Source organism: Massilia sp. CCM 8734, from assembly GCF_011682155.1.
Lineage (GTDB): Bacteria > Pseudomonadota > Gammaproteobacteria > Burkholderiales > Burkholderiaceae_D > Telluria_A > Telluria_A rubra.
Genome location: NZ_WHJI01000012.1, coordinates 169,400 through 190,645, shown reverse-complemented (window position 1 = coordinate 190,645; position 21,246 = coordinate 169,400). Strand labels below are relative to the sequence as shown.

Below are 21,246 nucleotides of genomic sequence, written 5' to 3'. Positions count from 1 at the left end.
TCACCGGGCCGTCCTCAAACCGCCTACTTGCGGCTCTGCGGAAACCGCAAGCGGTAATGCAGCCCCTCCCCCGGCGCACTGTCCACCGTCACCGCCCCGCCCAGCGGCCCGGTCACCAGGTTGTACACGATATGCGCCCCCAGCCCGCTGCCGCCCTGCCCGCGCCGCGTCGTAAAGAAGGGATCGAACAGTTTCCCCAAGGTTTCCTGGTCCATCCCCGCCCCATCGTCGCGGTAATCGAACCACACCTGCCCGCCGTCGAGCCTTACTTCAATCTTGATCACCCCGCTCTGCTCGCGCGTGTACCCGTGCACCAGCGAATTCATCAGCAGGTTGGTCACGATCTGCGACACCGCCCCGGGGAAACTGTCGAGCGTGATATCGTCCGGGCAATCGATCTCCACCTTCACAGGCCGCCCCTTCAGGCGCGGCTGCAGCGACAGCAGCACCTCGTCCAGATACGCCTTCATGTTAAAGCTGCGGATATCGTCCGACGACTGGTCCACCGCCACCTGCTTGAAGCTGCGCACCAGCGCCGCCGCGCGCTGGGTATTGGTGGTCATGATCCGCAGCGACTGGTCGACGATGTCGAAGAACTGCGCCAGGCTGTCTTCTGTCATCTCGCCCGCCGCCAGTTCCTCGCGCGTGAGCTTCAACTCCTGCACCAGATGGCTGGTGGCGGTGACGCAAATGCCCAGCGGCGTATTGATCTCGTGCGCCACGCCCGCCACCAGCCGTCCCAGCGAGGCCAGTTTTTCCTGGCGCACCAGTTCGGTCTGCGCATCCCGCAAGGCCGTAAGGGCCGCGTTCAAGGCCGAATTCTGCTGCTCCAGGCGTTCCTTGGCCACCCGCACCCCGTGGTCGGCCTGCATGCGCGCGATCGCCACCGCCACGTGGCTGGCCATAAACGCCAGCAACTCCAGGTCGGCCTCGGTGTACACGATGGCCGGATCGTAACTTTGCACGATGATCACCCCGTACGGCTGGTCGTGCACCAGCATCGGCGCGCCCATCCAGCTGGCGATCTCGACGCTGCCCAGCGGCTCGCCCATGCTGCGTTCGGCCACCAGGCGCGCATAGCTGGCCGCGTCGTGCAGGCAGGCTTGCTTGCTGTCCAACACGTAGGAACTCATCCCCACGCCGTACGCGAAGCGCTTGACCGGCGCCTCGGCGTGCTTCTGGTCGACAAAATACGGAATGCTGAACTCGCGCGTCTCCGGGTGATACAGCGCGATCAAGAAATTTTCGGCGACGATCAGCTCGCTGATGATGTTGTGCAGATTGCTCGACAACATTTCCGCATCGACCGCCGAAGCCGACAGGTTGGCGATTTCATACAGCGCATGCTGCACCGCTTCCGCGCGCCGCCGTTCGGCCACCTCGTGCGCCAGCAGGGCTGTGCGTTCCTGCACCGCGCGCTCGAGCCGGTCCACGCTCTGCATGCCCTGCAGCGCATTCGAGACGTGGTTGGCGATCAGCGAAAACAGGGCCTGGTCTTCATCGCTGTACGTATGTGCGGGACTGTAGCTTTGCAGCACGATGGCGCCCAGCGCCTGGTGCTGATGGTCGAGCAGGGGGCAGCCCATCCACTGCTCGGCGCGGGTGCCGCGGCCCCAGGCGTGGCCGTCGACCTGGTGCCTGGCGCTTTCATCCTTGGTCATGACCATATTGCGGCGGTTCAGGATCACCCAGGCGGTCGGCGATTGCTCGGGCGAAGCCAGGCGCAGCTTTTCCTCGGGATCGGGGGCGGCGTCGCGCTCGTCGACGTAATACACGAAGCGCACCGTGCCCTCGTCGCGATCGCTCAGCGCCACATAGAAATTGGCCGCATACATGATGCGGCCCAGCGCCCGATGCACCGCCCCCACGAACTCGGCGATGTCGCTACACCCCGTCGAAATCTGCCCGATGCCCAGCAACATGGCCTGGACGGCTTCCAGACGGTCAAGACGGCTTTCCATCGCATTTCCCTTTATAGTGCATCAGGGAAATACTAGCAGGTCAGGCAGGGTTGCGAAAGTCGTTTTCGATCCAGGCTGTGGCGCTGGCCGGGCTCAATTTGAAGCCAGCCGAGGTGCGCACCTGGGCGATCTGCTCGCCGTCTTCGTTGAAGGCGGCCAACAGCGCGTACGGATGTTCGTCGTCCGGCACAATGTCGAGCGTGACCTTGATGTCGGCGCCTTCGTGCCACACCACCGTGTTCTTGTGCAGCATGGCGTGCAATTGCTGTTCGTGACGGCGCAGCACTTCGGCGGCGGTCTTGACCAGGGTGTTGAAGGCGTTGGTGTCGAGCGGCTTGGGATTCTTTTTATCGCGTCCCATGGTCCACGGGCCAACCAGCGCCGGCTCCGGTTCGCCATCCTTGATCATGGCCACCGCCCAACCCTCGTCATCCTCGTTCTTGATCACGCGCGCGGTCCAGCCATTGCCTTTCCACAGGCGCGGCTCCTGCACGGGCGCGTCGTCGTCCTGGGGGATGTCGTCGGAGAATTCTTCTGTCATGGGGTCGCCTTCATGGTGCGGGCGTCGCCCGAAAGGGCAATGATAGTCGAATTCCACGCATTCCACAGCGCCAGGCACAGCAAGCACAGCGCCCGCCGCACGCCGCGCCAGCCAGGCGCGGCGCATGCCTCCTTTTCAGTTGCATTGCCATTGAAATAACGTTACTATCAGCGCGCGCATATATTGCAACTCAGCATCTTTCTTCGCAGTCCACAGGTATTCCATGATCGCCCGTCACTTCCGCCTCGCTCTTACCGCCATCGCCGCCACCGTGTTCGCCACGCAAGCCGCAGCCACGCCGCTCAGCTCCCAGCAAATTTTGCACGAGTTCAACGCCGTGGTGCTGGCCGACATGCAGTCGCAATCGCACGTCGATGGCCGCACCTGGGTCGGCGGCAAGGTCACCGGCGGCGACTATGCGCAGCACGCGAACGACATGCCGGCCTCGACATACGCCGGCCTGACCGTGATGGGCAACGCGGGCGAGGTCAAGGTCAATGCCGGCGGCGCCGTCATTGGCGGCAACCTGAGCGGCGCGAGCATCAATGCCGGCAGCGCCGTGATCTATGGCGACGTCAGCAACAGCAACCTGAACGGGGCGGCCTGGGTCGGCGGCAGCCTCAAGGGTAGCAATACGAATGGCGGACGCCTGCCATCGCGCGATGGCGCCATGCAGGCCAAGGCCGACGCCGCGCACTCGACCGATTTCGCAGCCCAGCTCGGTGCGCTCTCGACCAGCCTGGCCCAGATGAGCGGCACCGGCAGCAGCGTCACCTTCAACGGCTATGGCAAGGCCACCTTCAACGCCGTGGCCAACGCCAACGGTGTCGCGGTGTTCAACCTGTTCGATGCCGGCGTGTTCAAGGCCAGCGAATTCGAATTCCACCTGGGCAACGCCACCACCGTGATCCTGAACGCGAGTGACGTCAACGCGACCATTGGCGCCAACTTCCTGGGCGGCTCCGCGCAAACCCTCGGCAGCAAGCTGATCTGGAATTTCCAGAACGCCACCAGCATCACCACCAATGCGCAGTTCGGCGGCACCATTTTGGCGCCGTCGGCCCGCCTGACCAACAAGCAGAATATCGAAGGCGGCGTGTTCGTCAGGTCGCTCGACCAGCATGGCGAACTGCACCTGCAAGCGTTCGACGGCAATGTCGACCCCGGCCCGTCGCGGGTACCGGAGCCAGGCACCTGGGCCTTGCTGGCCGCTGGCGCGCTGATGCTCGCCCTCACGCGCAAGCGAACGTCCTCGCCGGGCGTCTGATTCCTGGCGCGACCGGGCTTCAAACGACCGAAGACAGCACAGCGACGAAGCATCATTTAGCTTGGCCGCACGTGAAAACGGCACCGGAGAGAAATCCCGGTGCCGTTTTTTATGCACGTCAAAGCGGCCTTGGTATTGGCCGATGCTCCTGATCAGCGCGGAGGCTTGGACGGCGCCGCATAACATGCGACCGAAATATCGTAGTCGTTGTACGCAGGTCGTTTGTAATAACTGACGGTGCACCTCTCTGTGTTATCAGGAAGACGCTGCGCCAGCGTCAAGTCGCCGCCAACACCATAACGGCAGGACAACCACTTTTCGCTGGGCCGCGTGCTTGTGGTATCGAACGTGACTTGGTAGCCGTTCCGCATCTTTCGCTGCTGCCCGATGTCAGCAGCCGGCTGCGGTCGCCCGCTTGTCGCATCAGCCGACACCAACGGCAATTTGCTTGGCGTAACGCCAATCCAACCTTCGGGCAAAGAAGACAGTTTGATTGCCTCCACGGGAAACTCTTCCAGACAAGGCTTGATTTCGTGGGCGCCGACGTCCACGGCGGCCAACAGCAGGCAGAACGATAGAATCAGTTTCATGGTCACTCGATAAGGGAAAATGCATCTGCGTTATTTGAAGGGTCTTTCCAGCGCTCCCCCAACTGCGTGTCCACCACCTTTCCTTTCGATTTAATCTCACGCTGGACGATACGCCCTGACCCTGGCTGGCTACCATGCCCTTTGAACTGCTCCACGATCCAGAAGCTGTGCCATGTCCCATCCGGGTTGCGTTCACCGAATTTTAAGAAAAAAGCGACGTGGTTGTTGTGCGCATGGCTCGCATACCGACCATTTTCGAACGTGGCAATGGCAGTACCTGCCCAGATGCTCTCCTGCTTGAGGACAGGCGCACCTTCGCGCCACATGCTGCTGTTTGGTAGTTTGGCCTAGCAGCCTGTCGAACTTGGGATCGTCGGCTGCAAAAATACCTCGGACGGTCCATATTTCGCCGCTTTCTCGGCCAATAGCTCGCTATTGGCACTGCGAAATCGTCAAAATCTGGCCTCGCCCAGCTATTTTTTCGCTTCGACTCCCCAAGTCCGACAGGCTGCTAGTGCTGGACCATCAGGGCGCAATTGCCGTCCCCGTACAAAGGCTTACCGATCAATTTTTTCACGCCCGAATAAAAGTGGGTCATCGGCTGGCCCCTATAAAAATATTTATAAAAAACTAATTATATCCTAGCAATGACTATGCCAAATTGTTAATTCCTAAATTGATTGCCACCATGCGTTTTAGCTGGAGCAACCCTCAAAGCCGCTTGGGCGGCAAGGTCTTTGCTCCCGCTTCAGGAAAGCGTGGAATCATTGTTTGCGCTCGGCCACGCATAAAAAAGCCCACCGGAACAGGTGGGCTTTTTTTATGCAAACCGCTGGCGCGGCGGCGCGGGCGGCTGCAACGGCGGACCGGGCGGGGGAATGCGCGGATCGATCGCCGGCCCCGGCGTGTTGTAGGTGAAAGGATTGATGATAATCGGTGGAATCGCCGGCGGCGCCGACGGCGGCCCTTTGGGACCGCCACCGGCGAGCAGGATGCGCAACTGGCGCGCCACGAAGTCGCCCGCCGCCAGCGCCCACCGGTCCCCTGAATAGTGAATAAATTCCATATGCATCTCCATCCGTCAGAGAATTCAGTATAGGCAATAAATTCGAATTTTCAAGGTGAAAAATTGCGTTTTCGGTAAGCCGGCGCCCAGGCCGTGCGCAGCCCCGTTCACCCCGTCAAACGTGCAGCCTGTCGCATCCGCATGGCGCCGCGCCACCCGCACAGCTACAGTGCAAGCGTACCAAGCGACACTCCACGCCAACCCGACCGAGGCTACCGCCATGAAAAAATTCGCTCCCCTGCTGTTGCTGTTCCTGTTCATCCTGGTCGCCTGGGAAGCCATGGCCGGCTCGTCCGGCATGGCCATCAACATCGATGGCGAGCACATCGACGGCCCGCTCGGCGCCCTGCTCGGCGTGTTGTTCGCCGGCGGCGGCCTGGTCGTCGCGGCCCTGGTCCTGCTGTTCGTCGGCTTGCTGCTGGCGGTGCTGTTCGCCGGCCTCGGCGTGCTGGCCGTGGGCGCCCTGGCGCTGGTACTGCTCTGCGTCGGCCTGCTGGCTTCGCCCCTGCTGCTGCCGCTGGCATGCGTGCTGGCCATCGTCTGGTACTTGGCGCGCGAGCGCCAGCCACGCGCCGCGCGCGCCGCGCACGACGCGCTCAAACCCTAAGCCCTCAGCCCTCAGCCCTAAGCGCGGCTCAGGCTGGCCTCGACGGCGGCCATGCCGGCCGCCTCGGCATGCTCGCACACACGGTTGCGCCCTTGCGCCTTGGCCCGGTACAACGCCTTGTCGGCGCGGATCAGGGCCGCATCCGGGCTGGTGTCGCCGGCTTCGATGGTGGCAATGCCGATGCTGACCGTGATCGCGATGCTGCGGCCATCGGCGTCGAGCGGACTGTCGGCCACGCTCTGGCGCAGGCGCTCGGCGTACTGCTGCGCTTGCGTCCCGGTGGCCCCCGGCAGCAGCACCGCGAATTCTTCGCCGCCGACCCGGCCCAGGGTGTCGATCTTGCGCTGGCCGGAACGCATCAGGCCCGCCATGTGGCGCAGCACCGCATCCCCCACCGCGTGACCATGCACGTCGTTGACGTGCTTGAAGTGGTCGATGTCGAGCATCAGCACCGAGGCGCATTCGTCCACGCTGCGCTGCAGCCGCGCGAACTGGTCGTCCAGGCGCGCCATGAACACGCGCCGGTTTGGCAGCCCGGTCAGGAAATCGGTGCTGGCCAGCGCATGCAGTTCGTCGTCGATCCGTTTGCGCTCGGTGATGTCGACCGTCGAGGCGATCACGAAGTCGAGCGACTGGGCGTGTCCCGGCATGACCAGCAAGGTCAGTTCGTGCTGGCGCGCCACCCCATCGACCCGCAGGAAGCTGCTCTCGCACTCGTAGAACAAGGCCCCGCCGGTCAGCGCCACCAGCGCGTCGATGAAGGCGTGCGCGCCCAGGCTGCCGAAGTTCTGCGCCAGCCCCAGCGTGCCGGGTTCCTTGGCGGCGGCGCCCACGTGCGCCAGCGCGGCGCCGTTGACGTCGGTGATGCGCACCAGCGCCGCCAGCCGCGCCGCTTCCCCGGGCCGCGCGCGCAGCCACGGCCCCAGTTCGTCCACGCCGCCCGCCTTCAGGCGCGCCACGGCCTCGCGCGCGCCCGACCAGTCCTGCTCCCACAGCGCCACCGGCGCGTGATCGTACAGGCTGCGAAAACGCTCTTCGCCCACCCGCAAGGCCTGCGCGGACTGGGCCTGTTCGAGGGCGATGCCGGCCAGTTGGGCGGCCTGCTCGATCAGCACCACGTGCGCCGCGCTCGGGTAATGCTGGGTGCGGTGGTAGATCGCAAAGGTGCCCAGCACGCGCCCGGAGGCGCCGCGGATCGGCTCCGACCAGCTCGACGCCAACTGGGCGCGCGCGGCAATGGCGCGATAGTCGGCCCAGTCGGGATGGGTCTGGATATCCTCGACGATGACGCGCCGGCCGCTGGCGGCGGCGCTGCCGCACGAACCGTGGCCGGGAGCGGCCGGCAAGCCATCGACGGCGGCGTTGAAAAAGCCCGGCAGGCTGGGCGCGGCCCCGGTGTGCAGGAAGCGCCCTTCGGCGTCGAGCAGCAGGATCGAGCACAGCATGCCGGGATTGGTCGATTCCACCCCCAGCACCACCGCGCCCAGCACCGCTTGCAGCGGCGCGCCGTGCGCCAGCAGTTCGAGCACGTGGCGGTGCGCGCGCTCGCGCTGTTCGATCTGCTTGCGTTCGGTGATGTCGCGGAACGACCACAGGCGCGCGCCTTCCTGCCCCAGCCGCACCGGGCGCGTCAGCTGTTCGATAAAGCGCCCGTCTTTCAGGCGCAGCAGTTCGCGGTGCTCCTCATGCTCCGCCAGTTGCAGCGAGCGGCTGTACAGCAATGGGCCGGCCTGGGTCAGCTGGGTCAGCAGGTGCGCCACCACGGCGCTGTCGTCGCCCGCCAGGTCGAGTTCGTCGGGGATGCTCCACAGCGCGCGGAAGCGCTGGTTCGAGGCCAGGATGTGGCGGTCGCCATTGTCGACCAAAATGGCGTCGAAGGTCGAGTCGAGGATGCTGCGCATCATGGCCTGGGCCCGCTGCGCGGAGTCGGCCAGCGCCACCAGGCGCCGCTGGCCGGCTTTCAGCTCGCCCGTGAGCGCCTGCGACTGGCGCAATGCGCTGCGGGCCATGGCGCTGCTGCGCGCCAGCATCCAGGTCAGCATGGACAGGATCACCGTTACCGCCAGCCCCAGCGTGAGCACCAGTTGCGCGGCATCGTTGCGCTGTTCGTCGCCGAAGCCGGGACGGGCCTGGACCACCAGCGTCCAGCGCCGCCCGGCGATGGCGATGCGTTGCTCGGTGCGCAGCGCCGCCACGCCCGCCACCCCGGAGACGGCGCCGGCCGCCATCAGCGCCGCCGGCGCGACCTCGTTGCCGTCGTAGACCGTCACCAGCAGGTCGGCCCCGCGCTCGCCGCCCACGTGCGCCATCAGGTCTTCCACGACGAAGGGGGCGTAGATCCAGCCGCGCACCAGGTCGCGCCGCTGGCCGACCTGCTCCGGCGTCTTGCGCCCGACGTACGCCGGCAGGGCAATGAGCACGCCGTCGGAGGCGGCCCGTCCGCGTTCGCGCGCCACCGTCGTCTTGCCCGACATGCTGGGCTGGCCGCTGTCGCGCGCCTGCTCCAGCATCTGGCGCAGCGGCTCTTCGGTCAGCATATCGTGCCCGAGCGGGCGCAGGCGGGCGCCGGTGAACGATTCCAGGAACAGCAGCGGCGCGTACGCGGCGCGCGTGCCGGGCGGCGTGATCGCGTAATCGGGAAAACCGCCCGCGCGCACCCGCGCCAGGTGGGCGGCGCGCCTGGCGTCAGTCAGGGCCGCGATGTAGCCGATCGCCTTCATGCCGGGATACTCGGCGTCGACATGCTGGGCACGCACGAAATCGGCAAATTCCTGGCGCGTGACGTCGTCGGAACTGTTGAACAGCCCCTGCACCCCGCGCAGCGACTGGATATGGGCCGCCATGCGCAGCGCCAGCTGGTTGACCACGTCGCGCGCGGCGAATTCGAAATCGGTGCGCAGGTCGCGCTCGGCGTCGCGCCGCGCCGCATCCCACAGCTGCCAGGTCAGCACCAGGCACAGCGCCATCACCAGCGTGGCCAGCGCGCCGGCGCCCAGCCACGCGCAGCGGCGCGTTCTTGCGGGCGGAGCCGGTACGGCCGGGGAGGAAACGGCAGGGTCCATGGAAGCGATCGTGGGTGCGGCCCGCAGCGGGCCTCTTGCCAACTGATAGTACGTTAGCAACCCTGGCGTTGCAATATGACTGTTGTCAAATGCCCTCGATTAGCCGCATCGCGAACACGATCGGCAGTCCGGCGGCGATCACGCGGCGCGCGGCGGCGCCGTTGTCGTAGGGAATGCGGTAATACACCAGCTCGCGCGCGCTGTCGTCGTACATGGCGTAGCAGGCGGCGCTGTTGCCGTCGCGCGGCTGCCCCACCGCGCCCGGGATCACCAGGTACTGGTGCTGGGGGGCGATGGCGATGCGGGTGCCCGGCACCGGCACGTGCGAGCCCATGCGGCCGTCGTCGGCGCGCCGGTACAGGGCCGGGGTGTGTACATGGCCCGAAAACACCATGCGCTTCTTGGCCGCGCGCAGGCTGCGCTCGGCCGGCTCGAGCCCGGTCACGTATTCCCATTTGACCGGATCGTGGGCGCTGGCGTGGACGAACAGCATGCGCTCCAGTTCCATGCTCAGCGGCAAGGCTGAAAGAAAGGCCATCTGCCCGGTGTTGAGCTGGCCGCGGGTCCACTCGATCACTTCGCGCGCTTCGAAGTGCATTTGCGGACGCGTTTCGTGGGTCACCGAAAAGTCGTGGTTGCCCTGCACCGCCAGCGCCCCGCGCGCCACGTAGTCCATCACGGTCTGCACCACCCAGGCCGGATCGGCGCCGTAGCCCACGAAGTCGCCGGTAAACGCAAACTGGTCGGCCTTGTGGGCGTGCGCATGCGCCAGGCAGGCGGCAAATGCCTCGCGGTTGGCGTGCAGGTCGGTCAGCAGGGCAAGGCGCATGGTGGGGACGGCGTCGCTTGGCGCGCAGTTAAGAATGCTATTTTGGAATCAATGACTGGTGTTCAACTTGATTATAGCGTGGGAAGTGTTGCCAGGCGGCGTGTTCGTGGAGGGAAAAGGGGGAATTGGCCGCGCGGGCCGCCGCCGCCGCCCGCGCGGACCACGATGGCGCTTCAAGCGACTGCGCGCTGGCCCTCCTGCGCCAGGCGCCGTTGCCAGAACCCAGCCCCCGGCCAGCGCTGCTCGTTGGCGTACAAAGCGCGCCGGGTGGCCGCATACGACTGGAAGTGCGCGAGCAGCGACTGGCGGTAGCCCTCCCCCAGTCCGCCGCCCTGCTCCACGTACGCCTGCGCCACCCGGGCGGCGTGGATGCCGGAACTGAGCGCATGCCCGATGCCGAGCGACGAGACCGGGTCGAAGCTGGCGGCCGCGTCACCGGCTGCGGTCCAGGCGGCGTTGGCCGGCAGGCGCGCCACCCGGCTGTGGACCGGATACTGGCGGAACGCTTGCGGCGCCGGCAAGTCCGGCACCAACGCGCCGATATGCCGGCTGGCCAGCGCGTGGCGCCGCCAGGTGTCCGGATCGAGCAAGTCGAGCGTACGCAAGGTGTCGGCGTCGGTCATGAAGGCGAGCGCCGTGCGAGCGCCCGGCAACGGGGCCAGGTAGAACCAGCCCTGTTCGGTGGTTTCGACCAGGGTGCGCTGCATCCGCTCGCCCCCGTCGGCCGGCCCGGCTGCGTAGTAGGCGTACACCCCCACCATGCGGTCGGTTTGCAGCACCGGGCACTGCTGCTGGCGCACCATCACGCTGCTGCGCCCGCTGCAATCGATGATGTAGGCGGCGCCCAGGGTGCGCTGGCGCTCGCCCTGGCGCAGCGCGACGGCCCAGCGCGCGCCCCCGGTGATCCCCAGCAGCTCGGCCGGTTGCACGATCTGCGCGCCGAGCTGGCCGGCCTGTTCGAGCAGCATGCTGTCGAACGCCAGGCGGTCCAGGTGCAGGCCGCTGCCCTGGCCGTTGAACAGGAAATCGCGCACCACCAGCTCGTCGCCACCCCAGGCGGCGGCGTGCGCGTACGATTGCAGATGGCGCTCCTCGAAGCCGGCGCGCGCGATGCCCAGGTATTCCATCAAAGGAAACACGGCCGGCGAGACGGTCTCGCCGGGACGGAAGGGATCGAACAGGCGCCGCTCGACCAGCGCCACCCGCAGCCGCGTATGGCGGCACAGGGTGATCGCCGCGGCGGCGCCGGCCGGCCCGGCGCCGAGGATGACGACGTCGACCTCATCGTCCCCGGCGCGCGCGCCGCCATGGTCAGCGGCGGCTGGTGCGGCCATGCGACAACGTCAATATCTTGCGCGGCTTGTCGCCCTGGCGGGTCTGCGGTTCGGGATCTTCATCCTTGAGGAACCAGGCCGGATAGAAGGTCGAATCGTCGCTGGTGACGAAGCTGCTCACATTGCCGACCGCCACGCTGGCCATGTGGAACTGGCGGTGGTTGCGCTCCTGCTCGGCAAAATACGGATACTGGCGCCCGGACGCCGGGTCGTGGTTCTGGTTGGCCACGAAGCCCAGGTACTTCCACGCGGTGATCATCTGCGTGAAGCTGTTCACGCCGCGGCTGTACATCACCTGCATCCCGGCCGGCACCCCGGTCACCTTCTGCTCCTCGGCGGTGTAGCCGCCGGCGATCACGTTCCACGGGCTTTGCGGCGGCCACCAGTAGGAATAATAGGTCGGCGGCGCCGGAATCATCGTGGCCGGATCCTTGACCTGCGCCGGATTATCGAAATTGATGAACTGGACCGAGCAATCGAAGAAGTCGGCCTGCCACGGAATGGCCATGCGCTTGGTCAGGTCGCCCGGCTCGCAACCGGCGCCCACGGTCGGCGCGCTCCAGTCGACCGGGGCGGTTTCGTCGGCCGACCATGACAGGCCAAATTCGTTGTAATACGCCGCGTCGTGGCGGTGCCGGATCTCGTACGGCGCCGCGTACACGGTCGGGTTGCGCACCGACCAGGTCACTTCGATACCCGGGCACATCGGCTCGCCCACGCAATTGCCGATCCCGGCCTGGTCCAGCGGATGCACATTCGGAATGCGCAAGGCCGGCGCGGTCGGCGAGAACTGGCCCGCCGCCCATTGCTTGAGCAGGAAATACTGGGTATCGGTCAGCACCGAAAACTTGTCGATCACATTGTTGCGCACCGAATTCGAGCCCGAATTCATCGGCACCAGCGGAATGCCGCTCGTTTCCTGCAAGCCGCTGCTGAACAATTGCTGGTTTTCGGTGCCGACAAAGCCGGCCGGCTGCTCCAGGGTGGCGCCGCGCCGCGCCGGCGGATTGCGGAAGTAACTGAGGAACTGCGCGCGCTGCTCGCCGGCCCGTTCGCTGGTATCGTTGGGGTCAAAAGGCGGGTTGATGAAGGCCGTCATCGATGGCACCGTCGCCACCCACTGGTAGTCGGCCATCCGGTTGAGAAAAGGCTTGATGTCTTCCCAGTAGTTGACCTGGTACTGCGGATTCCAGCCGTCCGTCTCCGGCCACGCGCCCAGGTTGTAGACGTCGGGCCGCGCGCCCTGGTACTTGAGCGCGCAGTCGAGCGCCACGTCGTCCCAGGTCGACACATTGACCAGCTGCGGTGCGAACTTGGGCGAGCCGATCACCACCCAGGCCGACAGCGTGACCACGCTCTGGTCCTTGAAGGTGATGGTGGCCGTCACCGGGCCGTCGGCGATATCGTCGTTCCAGGTGTTGCCGCCGCCGAAACCGGTAATGCTCTCGTTGCCGCCCGCGTGGCCGAAGCCGCCCAGCACCAGCAGATTGGCGCGCGAATCGGTGCGGATTTCGCCGAGCGACTTGACCGGCAAGCCCTGGCTCGGATTGGGCGGGGGGAAGGAGGCGTGCTTGTACTCGGGCGGCACCGTGTCCGCCGTAAATTCCACCGGCGCCGCACGCGGCCCGCGCACGCTGCGCGGGCCCGGATCGATGATCAGCTTCTTGCGCGCGTCGTCGCCGACCACGTCGGGGTTGCGATAGCCGGTCACCGGGCCGGCCACATTCCAGGCTTCGGGCGGCTCCTGCCAGGTCTCGTAACTGTTGTACTGGCCGAACATCAGGTCGCCCAGCAGGGGCGTGAAATCCCACCACGCCGCCTTTTTGTTTGCCACATGCACCGACCAGACCACCGATTCGACCAGGTCGCCGGTCAGGTCCAGCTCGATCTCGCCCAGCCCGTCCGGGTTGGACTGCCAGATGCTGAAGGTGGCCGCCTGGCGCTTGATCAAGCCCTTGGCGTCCTTGAACTGGGTCACGCGCCGGGGGACGCCATTGTCGCGAACGGGATCGCCATCGGTGTCCGCTTCGATCGGCAGGCCGCCGATGCTGTCCGGTGCAAGGTAATACGCATCGAGGCTGTTGCCGACGCGGCCGACGCCGATCGACGGGTGAATACGGTAACTGACGGGGGATGGCATGTATCGAGTCTCCTGATTGATGGATGGACGAACCATGTGAGTCAACAGCGGAAAGACTAAAACCACTGCGCAGGCAGTGACAAAACCGGGGGCGCGGTGGTCCACCGGGTCCGGCTGGCCGGACCCGCCAGCGTGCGCTATCGGGGGAGTTGGAGCTGTCTTGAATGTACTACGCGCTCATCGTTTGGACAACAAAAATATTAATAAATTGTCATGCAAAATGAATAGCTGGGTGTGCTGTGCGGGCACGGAAGAAACGCCGCCAGCCGGCATCTGGGGCTTCGGCGCCAGCGTGAGCACGGCTGCGATCGCGACCAGGGGTGGCAGCACCCACAGGCAGGCCAACGCCGCCAGGGAATCGGAATGCGGACACGGCGGTGCGCCATCGCGGTTCGGCAGCTTATTGCCCGGAATGACGGCCAACAAGGCAAACAGCGCCACGTACAGCCAGGCCGAGGCGCCGGCCAGGGGCGCGAACAGCAGCGCGGCCAGCCACCACGGCAGGCCGATATCGCGCAAGCGGCGCGACCCGAGGATCGCCAGCGGCAACAGGAACAGCAGGCGCGCGGCAACGCCACCGGGCCAGCCGTAGATCAGCCAGGGCCCCACCAGAACGAAAGGAACGGCCGGGGCGAGCGCATAGGCGAGAAAGCGCACGCGACCGATCCGCCCGCGCAACTGGAACGGGAGCGGCCGATAGCAGGCCGGCGCGGCGCCGGCGTCGCCGCCGGCGTCGTTCAAGCGCCGCCGGCGTACTGCAGGTAACCGCGCGCGCGCAGGGCGCAGGCCGGGCAGCTGCCGCAGCCGTAACCCCAGGCATGCAGCGCGCCGCGCTCGCCCAGGTAGCAGGTATGGGTGTCTTCCCGGATCAGGTCGACCAGCGCCGCGCCGCCGGCGTCGTGCGCCAGTTGCCAGGTCTGCTTCTTGTCGATCCACATCAGCGGCGTTTCGAGCTTAAGGCGCGTGGCCATGCCCAGGTTCAGGGCCACCTGGAGCGCCTTCATGGTGTCGTCGCGGCAGTCCGGATAGCCCGAAAAATCGGTCTCGCACATGCCGCCGACCAGCACATTCAAGCCACGCCGGTAGGCCACGGTGGCCGCCACGGTCATGAACAGCAGGTTGCGCCCCGGCACAAAGGTGTTCGGCAGCCCGTTGGCCTGCATTTCGATGGCCACGTTGCTGGTCATGGCGGTATCCGAAATCTTGCTGATCACGGACAGGTCGACCATGTGATCTTCGCCCAGGCGCGCATCCCAGTCGGGCTTCAACGCGCGCATCTTGCCCAGCACCGTCGGGCGCACAGTCAGTTCGATGGCGTGGCGCTGGCCGTAGTCGAAACCGATGGTTTCCACGCGCGCATAGCGCGCCAAAGCCCAGGCCAGGCAGGTGGCGGAGTCTTGTCCACCGCTAAACAACACCAGTGCGGTATCAGCTTGTTGCATATTGTATTTTCCAGATCATTAGACGTTCGCCATCATTGCAGCCGATCCGGTAAGATGCCCGGAGCATTTTCCCATTGGAGCGACATGTTTCCCGCAACACCAGACAAAACAACAGCCCGGACGCCGCGTCAGCGACGAATTTTGGCACAGATCGCCGTGACCGTGTGCCTGGCGGCGCCGCCGGCATTGACGCTGGCGCAGGAGACCGAAGCGCCGTCACAGCCAGCCGTGCAGCCAGCCCCGGCGCGCGGCATCGACTACTCGGTCAAGGTGGATGCCCCCGGCCCGCTCGACGACCTGCTCGAAGAAAACCTGGACCTGGTGCGCTGGCAGGGCAACCCCCGCCTCGACCTCGACCAGTTGCAGCGCCTGGTCAAGGCCGTGCCCGAGCAAGCCAAGACCCTGATCGCCACCGAAGGCTACTATTCGCCCAAAGTCAGCGCGGGCCTGGACACCAGCGGCGCCAAACCGGTCGCGCGCATCACGGTCGACCCGGGCCTGCCGGTACTGGTGGGCGACGTCGAACTGGTGCTCAAGGGCTTCGAGCCGGTCGGCCCGGACGCCAAACCGTACAACGCGGCCGACCTGCGCAGCCGCTGGGGCCTGCCGGTCGGGCAGCGCTTTCGCCAGGCCGACTGGGAAGGCGCCAAGCGCAACCTGCTGCGCCAGGTGATGATGGCGCGCTATCCGCGCGCCCAGCTGGTCGAATCGAGCGCCATCGTCGACCCCGACGTGCGCCGCGCCCTGCTCAAGGTGGTGCTCGACAGCGGCCCCGAAGCGCGCTTCGGCGAACTGCGGGTCGAAGGCCTGAAGCGCTATTCGCGCACCATCGTAAGCAACCTCAATCGCATCCGCCCCGGCCAGGAATACAACGAAGCGGCCCTGCAAGCCTACCAGGCGCGCCTGCAGGACACCGGCTATTTCAGCACCGTGGAAGTGAGCGCCGACATGTCGGCCGCGCTGTCGGAAGACATCGACGCCATGACCGACGACCAGAAGGACATCCCGCGCCCGCCGGTGGCCAACCCGGCGATCCTGCCAGTGCTGGTGCGCGTGACCGAAAACAAGCAAAAGAATGTCGATGTCGGTCTCGGTTATTCGACCAATACCGGCGCGCGCGCCCAGCTCAATTACGCCGACCTGGACGTGTTCGGCCTGCGCATGAAAAGCAACCTGATCATGGAGCAAAAGCGCCAGACCGCGCGCGCCGATTTTTACTTTCCGACCACCGAAAAAGGCTATAACGACAGCTTCGGCGCCGGTTTCGAGCGCAACGACCTGCGCGGCGAAGTGACCAACGTGGCCACCGTGGCCGGCCGCCGCGCCTGGGGCACGCCGCTGCTCGAACGCAGCCTGACGCTCGAGTACCTGAGCGAGCGGCGCATGGTCGAAGGCGTGGAAACGCGCCGCAGCCAGAGCGTGCCGCTCACCTTCAGCTGGACCAAGCGCGCGCTCGACAACCTGGTGCTGCCGACGCGCGGCTATGTGCTCAACGCGCAGTTCGGCGGCGCGGTGCTGCCGGTGCTGACCGACGAACGCTTTCTGCGCGCCAGCACCCGCTTCGTCCAATACCGTCCGCTCGGGCCGTCGAGCAACCTGATCGTGCGCGGCGAAGCCGGCGTACTGGCCTCGCGCGACAAGGCCGGCGTGCCGTCGACCTTCCTGTTCCGCGCCGGCGGCGACCAGTCGGTGCGCGGCTACGGCTACCAGGAACTGGGCGTGCGCGAAGGCGACGCCATCGTCGGCGGGCGCTATCTGCTCACCGGCAGCGTGGAATACCAATACTGGTTCAAGCCGCCCTGGGGCGTGGCCTTCTTCTACGACGCCGGCAACGCCGCCGACAAATTCAAGGACCTGAAACCGGAATCGGGCTATGGGCTGGGCGCGCGCTGGCGCAGCCCGGTCGGCCCGATCAACGTCGATCTCGCATACGGACAAGCGCTCAAAAAAGCGCGCCTGCACTTCTCACTGGGCTTTACATTCTGATGACTACCGCCGACACCCCTACTACCCCGCCGGTCCGCCAGCGCCGCTGGCCGCGCCGCGTCGCCGTCGGCGTGGTCGTCACCGGCGCCCTGCTGGGCGGCGCCTACTGGTACCTGGGACGCGAAACCACCCTGCAAATGCTGGTCCAGCGCGTCGCCAACGCCAGCGGCGGCAGCATCGTCGTCACCGGCGTGAACGGCTCGCTGTATGGCGCCATGCACGTCGGTAAAGTCGTCTACCGCACGCCCGAACAAGTCATCACCGCCGAAAACATCAACATCGACTGGTCGCCCTTCCAGTACCTCAGTCGCGGCGTGGCGATCAACAAGCTGCACGTGGCCACCTTGCGCATGGATACCCTGCGCGAAGGCGAACCGGCCAAGATGCCGACCAAGCTGGCCCCTCCGTTCAAGCTGGAAGTGGACGACGCGCGCCTGGCCAAAGTCATCATGACCAACGCCGCCGCGCCGGGCACCGAAACGGTGATCACCGACGTGCGTTTCGACCTCCTGGGCGACCCGACGCAATGGGCGCTGCGCCGCGCCAGCGCCGTCACTCCGTGGGGCAAGGCCATGGCCGACGCCAGCATCGGCGCCAACCATCCGTTCAAGCTGGCCGGCACCGCCAGCCTGACCCAGCTCGTGGTCCCCGCCGGCCAGCAGCCGGCGCAGATCAAGCTGGGCGTGGGCGGCGACCTGGTGACGACGCAACTCGACGCCACGGCGGTATCGGGCAAGGCCAGCGGCGACGCCAAATTCACGCTGGCGCCGTTCGATGCGATTCCGTTGCGGGCCCTGACCATCCATGGCAAGAATATCGACCCGGGCTTTTTCAATCCCGAACTGCCGAAGGCCGACCTGTCGCTGGCGATCACGGCGCGCATCGAAGCGAACCGCAACATCGCCGGCAGCGTGGCGATCGACAACGCCGGCGCGACCGGCCCGATCGACCTGCAACGGCTGCCGCTGCGCGCCATGCGCGGTGAACTCAAAGGCAATCTGTCGGCGCTGGAGATCGGCGCGGTATTGATCGACCTGGGCGAGGCCGGCAAATTCACCGGCAGCGGCACGGTGGCGCGCACCGCGGCCGACAAGGGAATCGGCACGGCCGGCTTTGCGCTGCACACCGACGGCATCGACATCAAGCGCCTGCACAGCCGCATGAAGTCGACCAGGATCGCCGGCGACATCACCGTCGCCAACGAGGGCAGCACCCAGACCTTCACCACCAGGCTGGTGGAAGCGGGCATGCGCCTGGAAGCGAAAGCCACCCTGGCCGACAACGTGCTGAGGGTAGAGCAGGCGCGCCTGGCCGCCGGCGCCAGCAGCGTGAATGTGAACGGCAGCGCCAACCTCGGTGGCAAGCGCGAATTCAAGCTCGCCGCCAGCGCCGTCAAGTTCGATCCGTCCGCCTTCGGCGACTTGCCGAAAGCGGACATCAACGCCGACATCAACGCCGCCGGTGCTTTGTCGCCGGCGTGGAAAGTGGCGGCCGATTTTGCGCTGCGGCCAAGCCGCCTGTTCGACCAGCCGCTGTCGGGCAAAGGCAAGCTCAATGCCGACGCCACCCACATCAGCGGCGTGGCCGCCACGCTCGCACTGGGCAAGAACACGGCGGAACTGGCCGGCTCGTTCGGCGCAGCGGGCGAAAAACTCACCTGGAAGGTCAACGCCACCGACCTGGCGGCCGCGCGCAGCGATTTGTACGGTGCGCTGGCGGCCAACGGCGTCGTCACCGGCACCATGGCCGCGCCGCGCACCACGTTTGAAGTCGACGCCACCAGCCTTGGCTGGGTGGCGGCGGCGCGCAAGGCCAATAACAGCCTGCTGCACGCGACCGGCGAAGCATGGCTAGGGTCGGGAGCAACTGCAGGCGCGGTCGACCTCAAGGCGGCCGGCACGGCGCAGCGCTTCAATCCGGCCGCTTTCGGTTCGCCCCTGGCGGGCAGCATCAACGGCAGTTTTGATGTCACCGGTCGCTCCGGCCCCGACTGGCGCGGCAACCTGGATCTGGCCTTGCAGCCATCGACCCTGGCCAACTCGCCGTTCTGGGGCCACGCCAAGGTGGCGGCCGACGCAAAACACGTCTCGAACGCCGACGTCGACCTGCACGTGGGGCCGAACATCGTGGCCGCCAAGGGCAGCTTCGGCGCCGCGTCCGACAAGCTTGACTGGCGCATCGACGCGCCGCAACTGGCCGCACTCGGCCCCGACTACGGCGGCGTGCTCAAAGGCGCGGGCACTGTCTCGGGCACGATGGCCGCGCCGGCCGTCAGCGCCGCGCTGGAAGGCCAGAACCTCAAGGTGCTCGGCAAGCACCAGGTCAAGACCCTGCGCGCGAGCGCCAATCTTGGCAGCGGGCGCGGGCCGGACGATCCGCTGGTGAGCGACATTGCGATTACCGAGTACGTCAGCGGCGACACCCGCATCGACAGCGCGCACCTGCAAACGAGCGGCACGCGCGGCGCCCACGCGCTGCGCCTGGACGCGCGCAGCGAAAGTTTTGATGCCGCCGGCGAGATCCGCGGCGGCTGGGCCAACAGCGCCTGGACCGGCACCGTGGCGGCGCTGCAGAACAAGGGACGCTACGCGTTCGCGCTGCAGGCGCCGGTTCCGCTGCGCATCGCGGTCGCTCCCGGCGAGGGCGTGGCCGGCCTGGCCAGGCCGCAGCAGATCAGCATGAGCAACGCGGTGATCAAGCTCCCCAACGGCAGCGTGAGCGTGCAGTCGCTCGACAAGAACGGCCCGCACTGGACCAGCAAGGGCGCGGCGGCCGGCGTGCCGCTGACCTACCTGGCGCAATTCTCGCCCGGCATGCGCGACGCCATCAGCGGCAACCTGCTGCTCGGCGCCGACTGGGCGCTCGACATGCAGGCGCCAAATGGCGCCACGCCGGCCCTGAACGGCATGCTGCACGTGTTCCGCGAAAGCGGCGATGCGATCGCCGGCGCCGATGTGCCGGTGGTGCTGGGACTGCGCACGCTCGACCTGCGCGCCGACATCACGAGCGGCGCGCTGCGCATGCAGGCCAAGGTCGACGGCACCCGCATCGGCCAGGCCAATGTCGACGCCACCGCGCAAATGCTCGAAGGCCGCCTGGGCAACGCCAGCCCCCTGAAAATGACGGCCAACGCCGACATGGTGTCGATCGCGTGGCTGGCGCCCTTTACCGGGCAACCGGGGCTGGAACTGGACGGCGCGCTCAAACTGGCGCTCACCGGCGGCGGCACGGTCGGCACGCCGACCCTGAACGGCAACGTCAACGGCGACAAACTGGCGCTGCGCTGGGCCGAACAGGGCGTCAAGCTCGGTAACGGCCAGTTGCGCGCCCAGCTCACCGGCGACCAGCTGCTGCTGCAACGCCTCAGTTTCGATGGCGTGCAAGGCACGGCGGTGGCCGACGGCGCGGTGCGCTTTGCCGGCGGCGAAGCGACCATGCAGTTGAAACTGGTGGCCGACAAGCTCGAAATCCTGTCGCGCCCCGACCGCACCGTGATCGTCAGCGGCCAGAGCACCCTGATCCGCGACGCCAAGCGCTTCTCGCTGGAAGGCAAATTCAAGGCCGACCGCGCGCTGATCGAACTGGCGCCGCAGGGCCGCCCTACCCTGTCGGACGACGTGATCGTGTTGGGACGGGCCGGCGTGGGCACGCCGGCGGTCAAGGCCGAGCCAAGCATGCCGCTGACGATGGATGTGGAAGCGGACCTGGGCGACGCCTTCCGCCTGCGCGGCATGGGCATCGATGCCGAACTGGCCGGCTCGCTGCGGGTGCGCACCACCGGCGGGCGGCCGCCGCGCGCCAACGGCTCGATCCGCGTGACCAGCGGCACGTACCGGGCGTATGGACAGAACCTCGATATCGAACGCGGCGTGCTGACCTTCAGCGGCCCGGCCGACAATCCGGCCCTGAACATCCGCGCGGTGCGCCGCCGCCCCGAAAGCGAGCAGCTCTCCGAGACCAATGTGGAAGCGGGCGTCGAAGTGCGCGGCTCGGCCCTCTCGCCAGTGGCCAAGCTGGTGTCGACGCCGTCGGTGCCGGACAGCGAAAAACTGTCATGGCTGGTGCTGGGGCATGGGATGGAAGCGACGTCGGGCAACGAAGCGGGCCTGCTCAGCGCCGCCGCCGGCGCCCTGCTGGGCGGCTCGGGCAGCGGCGGCGGGTTCCAGTCGCGCCTGGCCAATTCGCTCGGCGTCGATGAACTGGGACTGTCGCAGGCCAAGGGGCTCGAAAGCACCGTGGTCACGGTCGGCAAGCGCATTTCGTCGCGCGCCTACCTCAGTTTCGAGCAGGGCGCGACGACCGCATCGAGCCTGGTGAAGATTCGCTACAAGCTCAATCCGCGCATCACCCTGCAGTTCCAGACCGGGACCAACACCGCGCTCGACGTGCTCTATTCGTGGGCCTTCGACTAGGCTGGTGCT

Annotated in this window: 14 protein-coding genes and 1 pseudogene; 4 read left to right on the top strand and 11 right to left on the bottom strand. The window is 66.6% G+C overall.

Annotation, left to right across the window (positions count from 1 at the left end; translation table 11 throughout):
* Positions 1 to 23 precede the first annotated feature (23 nt).
* The gene (locus F2P46_RS13865; RefSeq protein ID WP_166890329.1) at positions 24 to 1,961 is read right to left on the bottom strand and encodes a GAF domain-containing sensor histidine kinase; all 1,938 of its coding nucleotides are present in this window, start codon (positions 1,959 to 1,961) and stop codon (positions 24 to 26) included.
* A 40-nt stretch (positions 1,962 to 2,001) separates the two neighbouring features.
* Positions 2,002 to 2,502 (bottom strand): hypothetical protein, encoded by a 501-nt coding sequence (locus F2P46_RS13860; RefSeq protein WP_166890326.1) that lies wholly within the window; start codon positions 2,500 to 2,502, stop codon positions 2,002 to 2,004.
* Positions 2,503 to 2,725: 223 nt separating this feature from the next.
* Between F2P46_RS13860 and F2P46_RS13855 the strand changes: the two genes are divergently transcribed.
* On the top strand, positions 2,726 to 3,769 hold the full coding sequence (locus tag F2P46_RS13855; RefSeq protein ID WP_166890323.1) for a choice-of-anchor A family protein: 1,044 nt from the start codon (positions 2,726 to 2,728) through the stop codon (positions 3,767 to 3,769).
* Positions 3,770 to 3,921: 152 nt separating this feature from the next.
* On the opposite strand, the gene F2P46_RS13850 is transcribed toward F2P46_RS13855, so the two are convergent.
* From F2P46_RS13850 to F2P46_RS13840, 3 genes and pseudogenes are all read right to left on the bottom strand, one after another.
* A complete protein-coding gene (locus F2P46_RS13850; protein WP_166890320.1) occupies positions 3,922 to 4,359 on the bottom strand; it encodes an STY0301 family protein in 438 nt (145 codons plus the stop codon).
* A 2-nt stretch (positions 4,360 to 4,361) separates the two neighbouring features.
* Positions 4,362 to 4,694, bottom strand: a pseudogene (locus F2P46_RS13845) (BPSL0067 family protein); the annotation flags it as partial.
* A 485-nt stretch (positions 4,695 to 5,179) separates the two neighbouring features.
* Positions 5,180 to 5,425: a hypothetical protein gene (locus tag F2P46_RS13840; protein WP_166890316.1), complete on the bottom strand. Its 246-nt coding sequence runs from the start codon at positions 5,423 to 5,425 to the stop codon at positions 5,180 to 5,182.
* 220 nt (positions 5,426 to 5,645) lie between these two features.
* Here F2P46_RS13840 and F2P46_RS13835 point away from each other — a divergent pair, with 220 nt between their 5' ends.
* Positions 5,646 to 6,032 carry a hypothetical protein gene (locus F2P46_RS13835; protein ID WP_166890313.1) on the top strand — a complete coding sequence of 129 codons (387 nt, stop codon included), beginning with the start codon at positions 5,646 to 5,648 and terminating at the stop codon, positions 6,030 to 6,032.
* Between the two features lie 17 nt (positions 6,033 to 6,049).
* On the opposite strand, the gene F2P46_RS13830 is transcribed toward F2P46_RS13835, so the two are convergent.
* From F2P46_RS13830 to queC, 6 genes are all read right to left on the bottom strand, one after another.
* The gene (locus tag F2P46_RS13830; RefSeq protein ID WP_166890309.1) at positions 6,050 to 9,094 is read right to left on the bottom strand and encodes a diguanylate cyclase; all 3,045 of its coding nucleotides are present in this window, start codon (positions 9,092 to 9,094) and stop codon (positions 6,050 to 6,052) included.
* An 85-nt stretch (positions 9,095 to 9,179) separates the two neighbouring features.
* Positions 9,180 to 9,923 carry a metallophosphoesterase gene (locus F2P46_RS13825; RefSeq protein ID WP_166890306.1) on the bottom strand — a complete coding sequence of 248 codons (744 nt, stop codon included), beginning with the start codon at positions 9,921 to 9,923 and terminating at the stop codon, positions 9,180 to 9,182.
* A 173-nt stretch (positions 9,924 to 10,096) separates the two neighbouring features.
* Positions 10,097 to 11,257: an FAD-dependent monooxygenase gene (locus tag F2P46_RS13820; protein WP_166890303.1), complete on the bottom strand. Its 1,161-nt coding sequence runs from the start codon at positions 11,255 to 11,257 to the stop codon at positions 10,097 to 10,099.
* A complete protein-coding gene (lodA, locus tag F2P46_RS13815) occupies positions 11,235 to 13,397 on the bottom strand; it encodes a CTQ-dependent lysine 6-oxidase LodA (protein WP_166890300.1) in 2,163 nt (720 codons plus the stop codon). The genes F2P46_RS13820 and lodA overlap by 23 nt, the downstream gene beginning before the upstream one ends.
* A gap of 177 nt (positions 13,398 to 13,574) precedes the next feature.
* Complete coding sequence (locus tag F2P46_RS13810) at positions 13,575 to 14,138, bottom strand: DUF805 domain-containing protein (protein ID WP_166890297.1); 564 nt, start codon at positions 14,136 to 14,138, stop codon at positions 13,575 to 13,577.
* On the bottom strand, positions 14,135 to 14,839 hold the full coding sequence (gene queC, locus F2P46_RS13805; protein ID WP_166890294.1) for a 7-cyano-7-deazaguanine synthase QueC: 705 nt from the start codon (positions 14,837 to 14,839) through the stop codon (positions 14,135 to 14,137). Before queC ends, F2P46_RS13810 begins: the two co-directional genes overlap by 4 nt.
* 141 nt (positions 14,840 to 14,980) lie before the next feature.
* On the opposite strand from queC, the gene F2P46_RS13800 reads away from it, so the two are divergent.
* Together F2P46_RS13800 and F2P46_RS13795 are read left to right on the top strand one after the other, a co-directional pair.
* Positions 14,981 to 16,825 (top strand): autotransporter assembly complex family protein, encoded by a 1,845-nt coding sequence (locus F2P46_RS13800; RefSeq protein ID WP_306667692.1) that lies wholly within the window; start codon positions 14,981 to 14,983, stop codon positions 16,823 to 16,825.
* Positions 16,825 to 21,237 carry a translocation/assembly module TamB domain-containing protein gene (locus F2P46_RS13795; RefSeq protein ID WP_166890288.1) on the top strand — a complete coding sequence of 1,471 codons (4,413 nt, stop codon included), beginning with the start codon at positions 16,825 to 16,827 and terminating at the stop codon, positions 21,235 to 21,237. Before F2P46_RS13800 ends, F2P46_RS13795 begins: the two co-directional genes overlap by 1 nt.
* Positions 21,238 to 21,246: the final 9 nt, after the last annotated feature.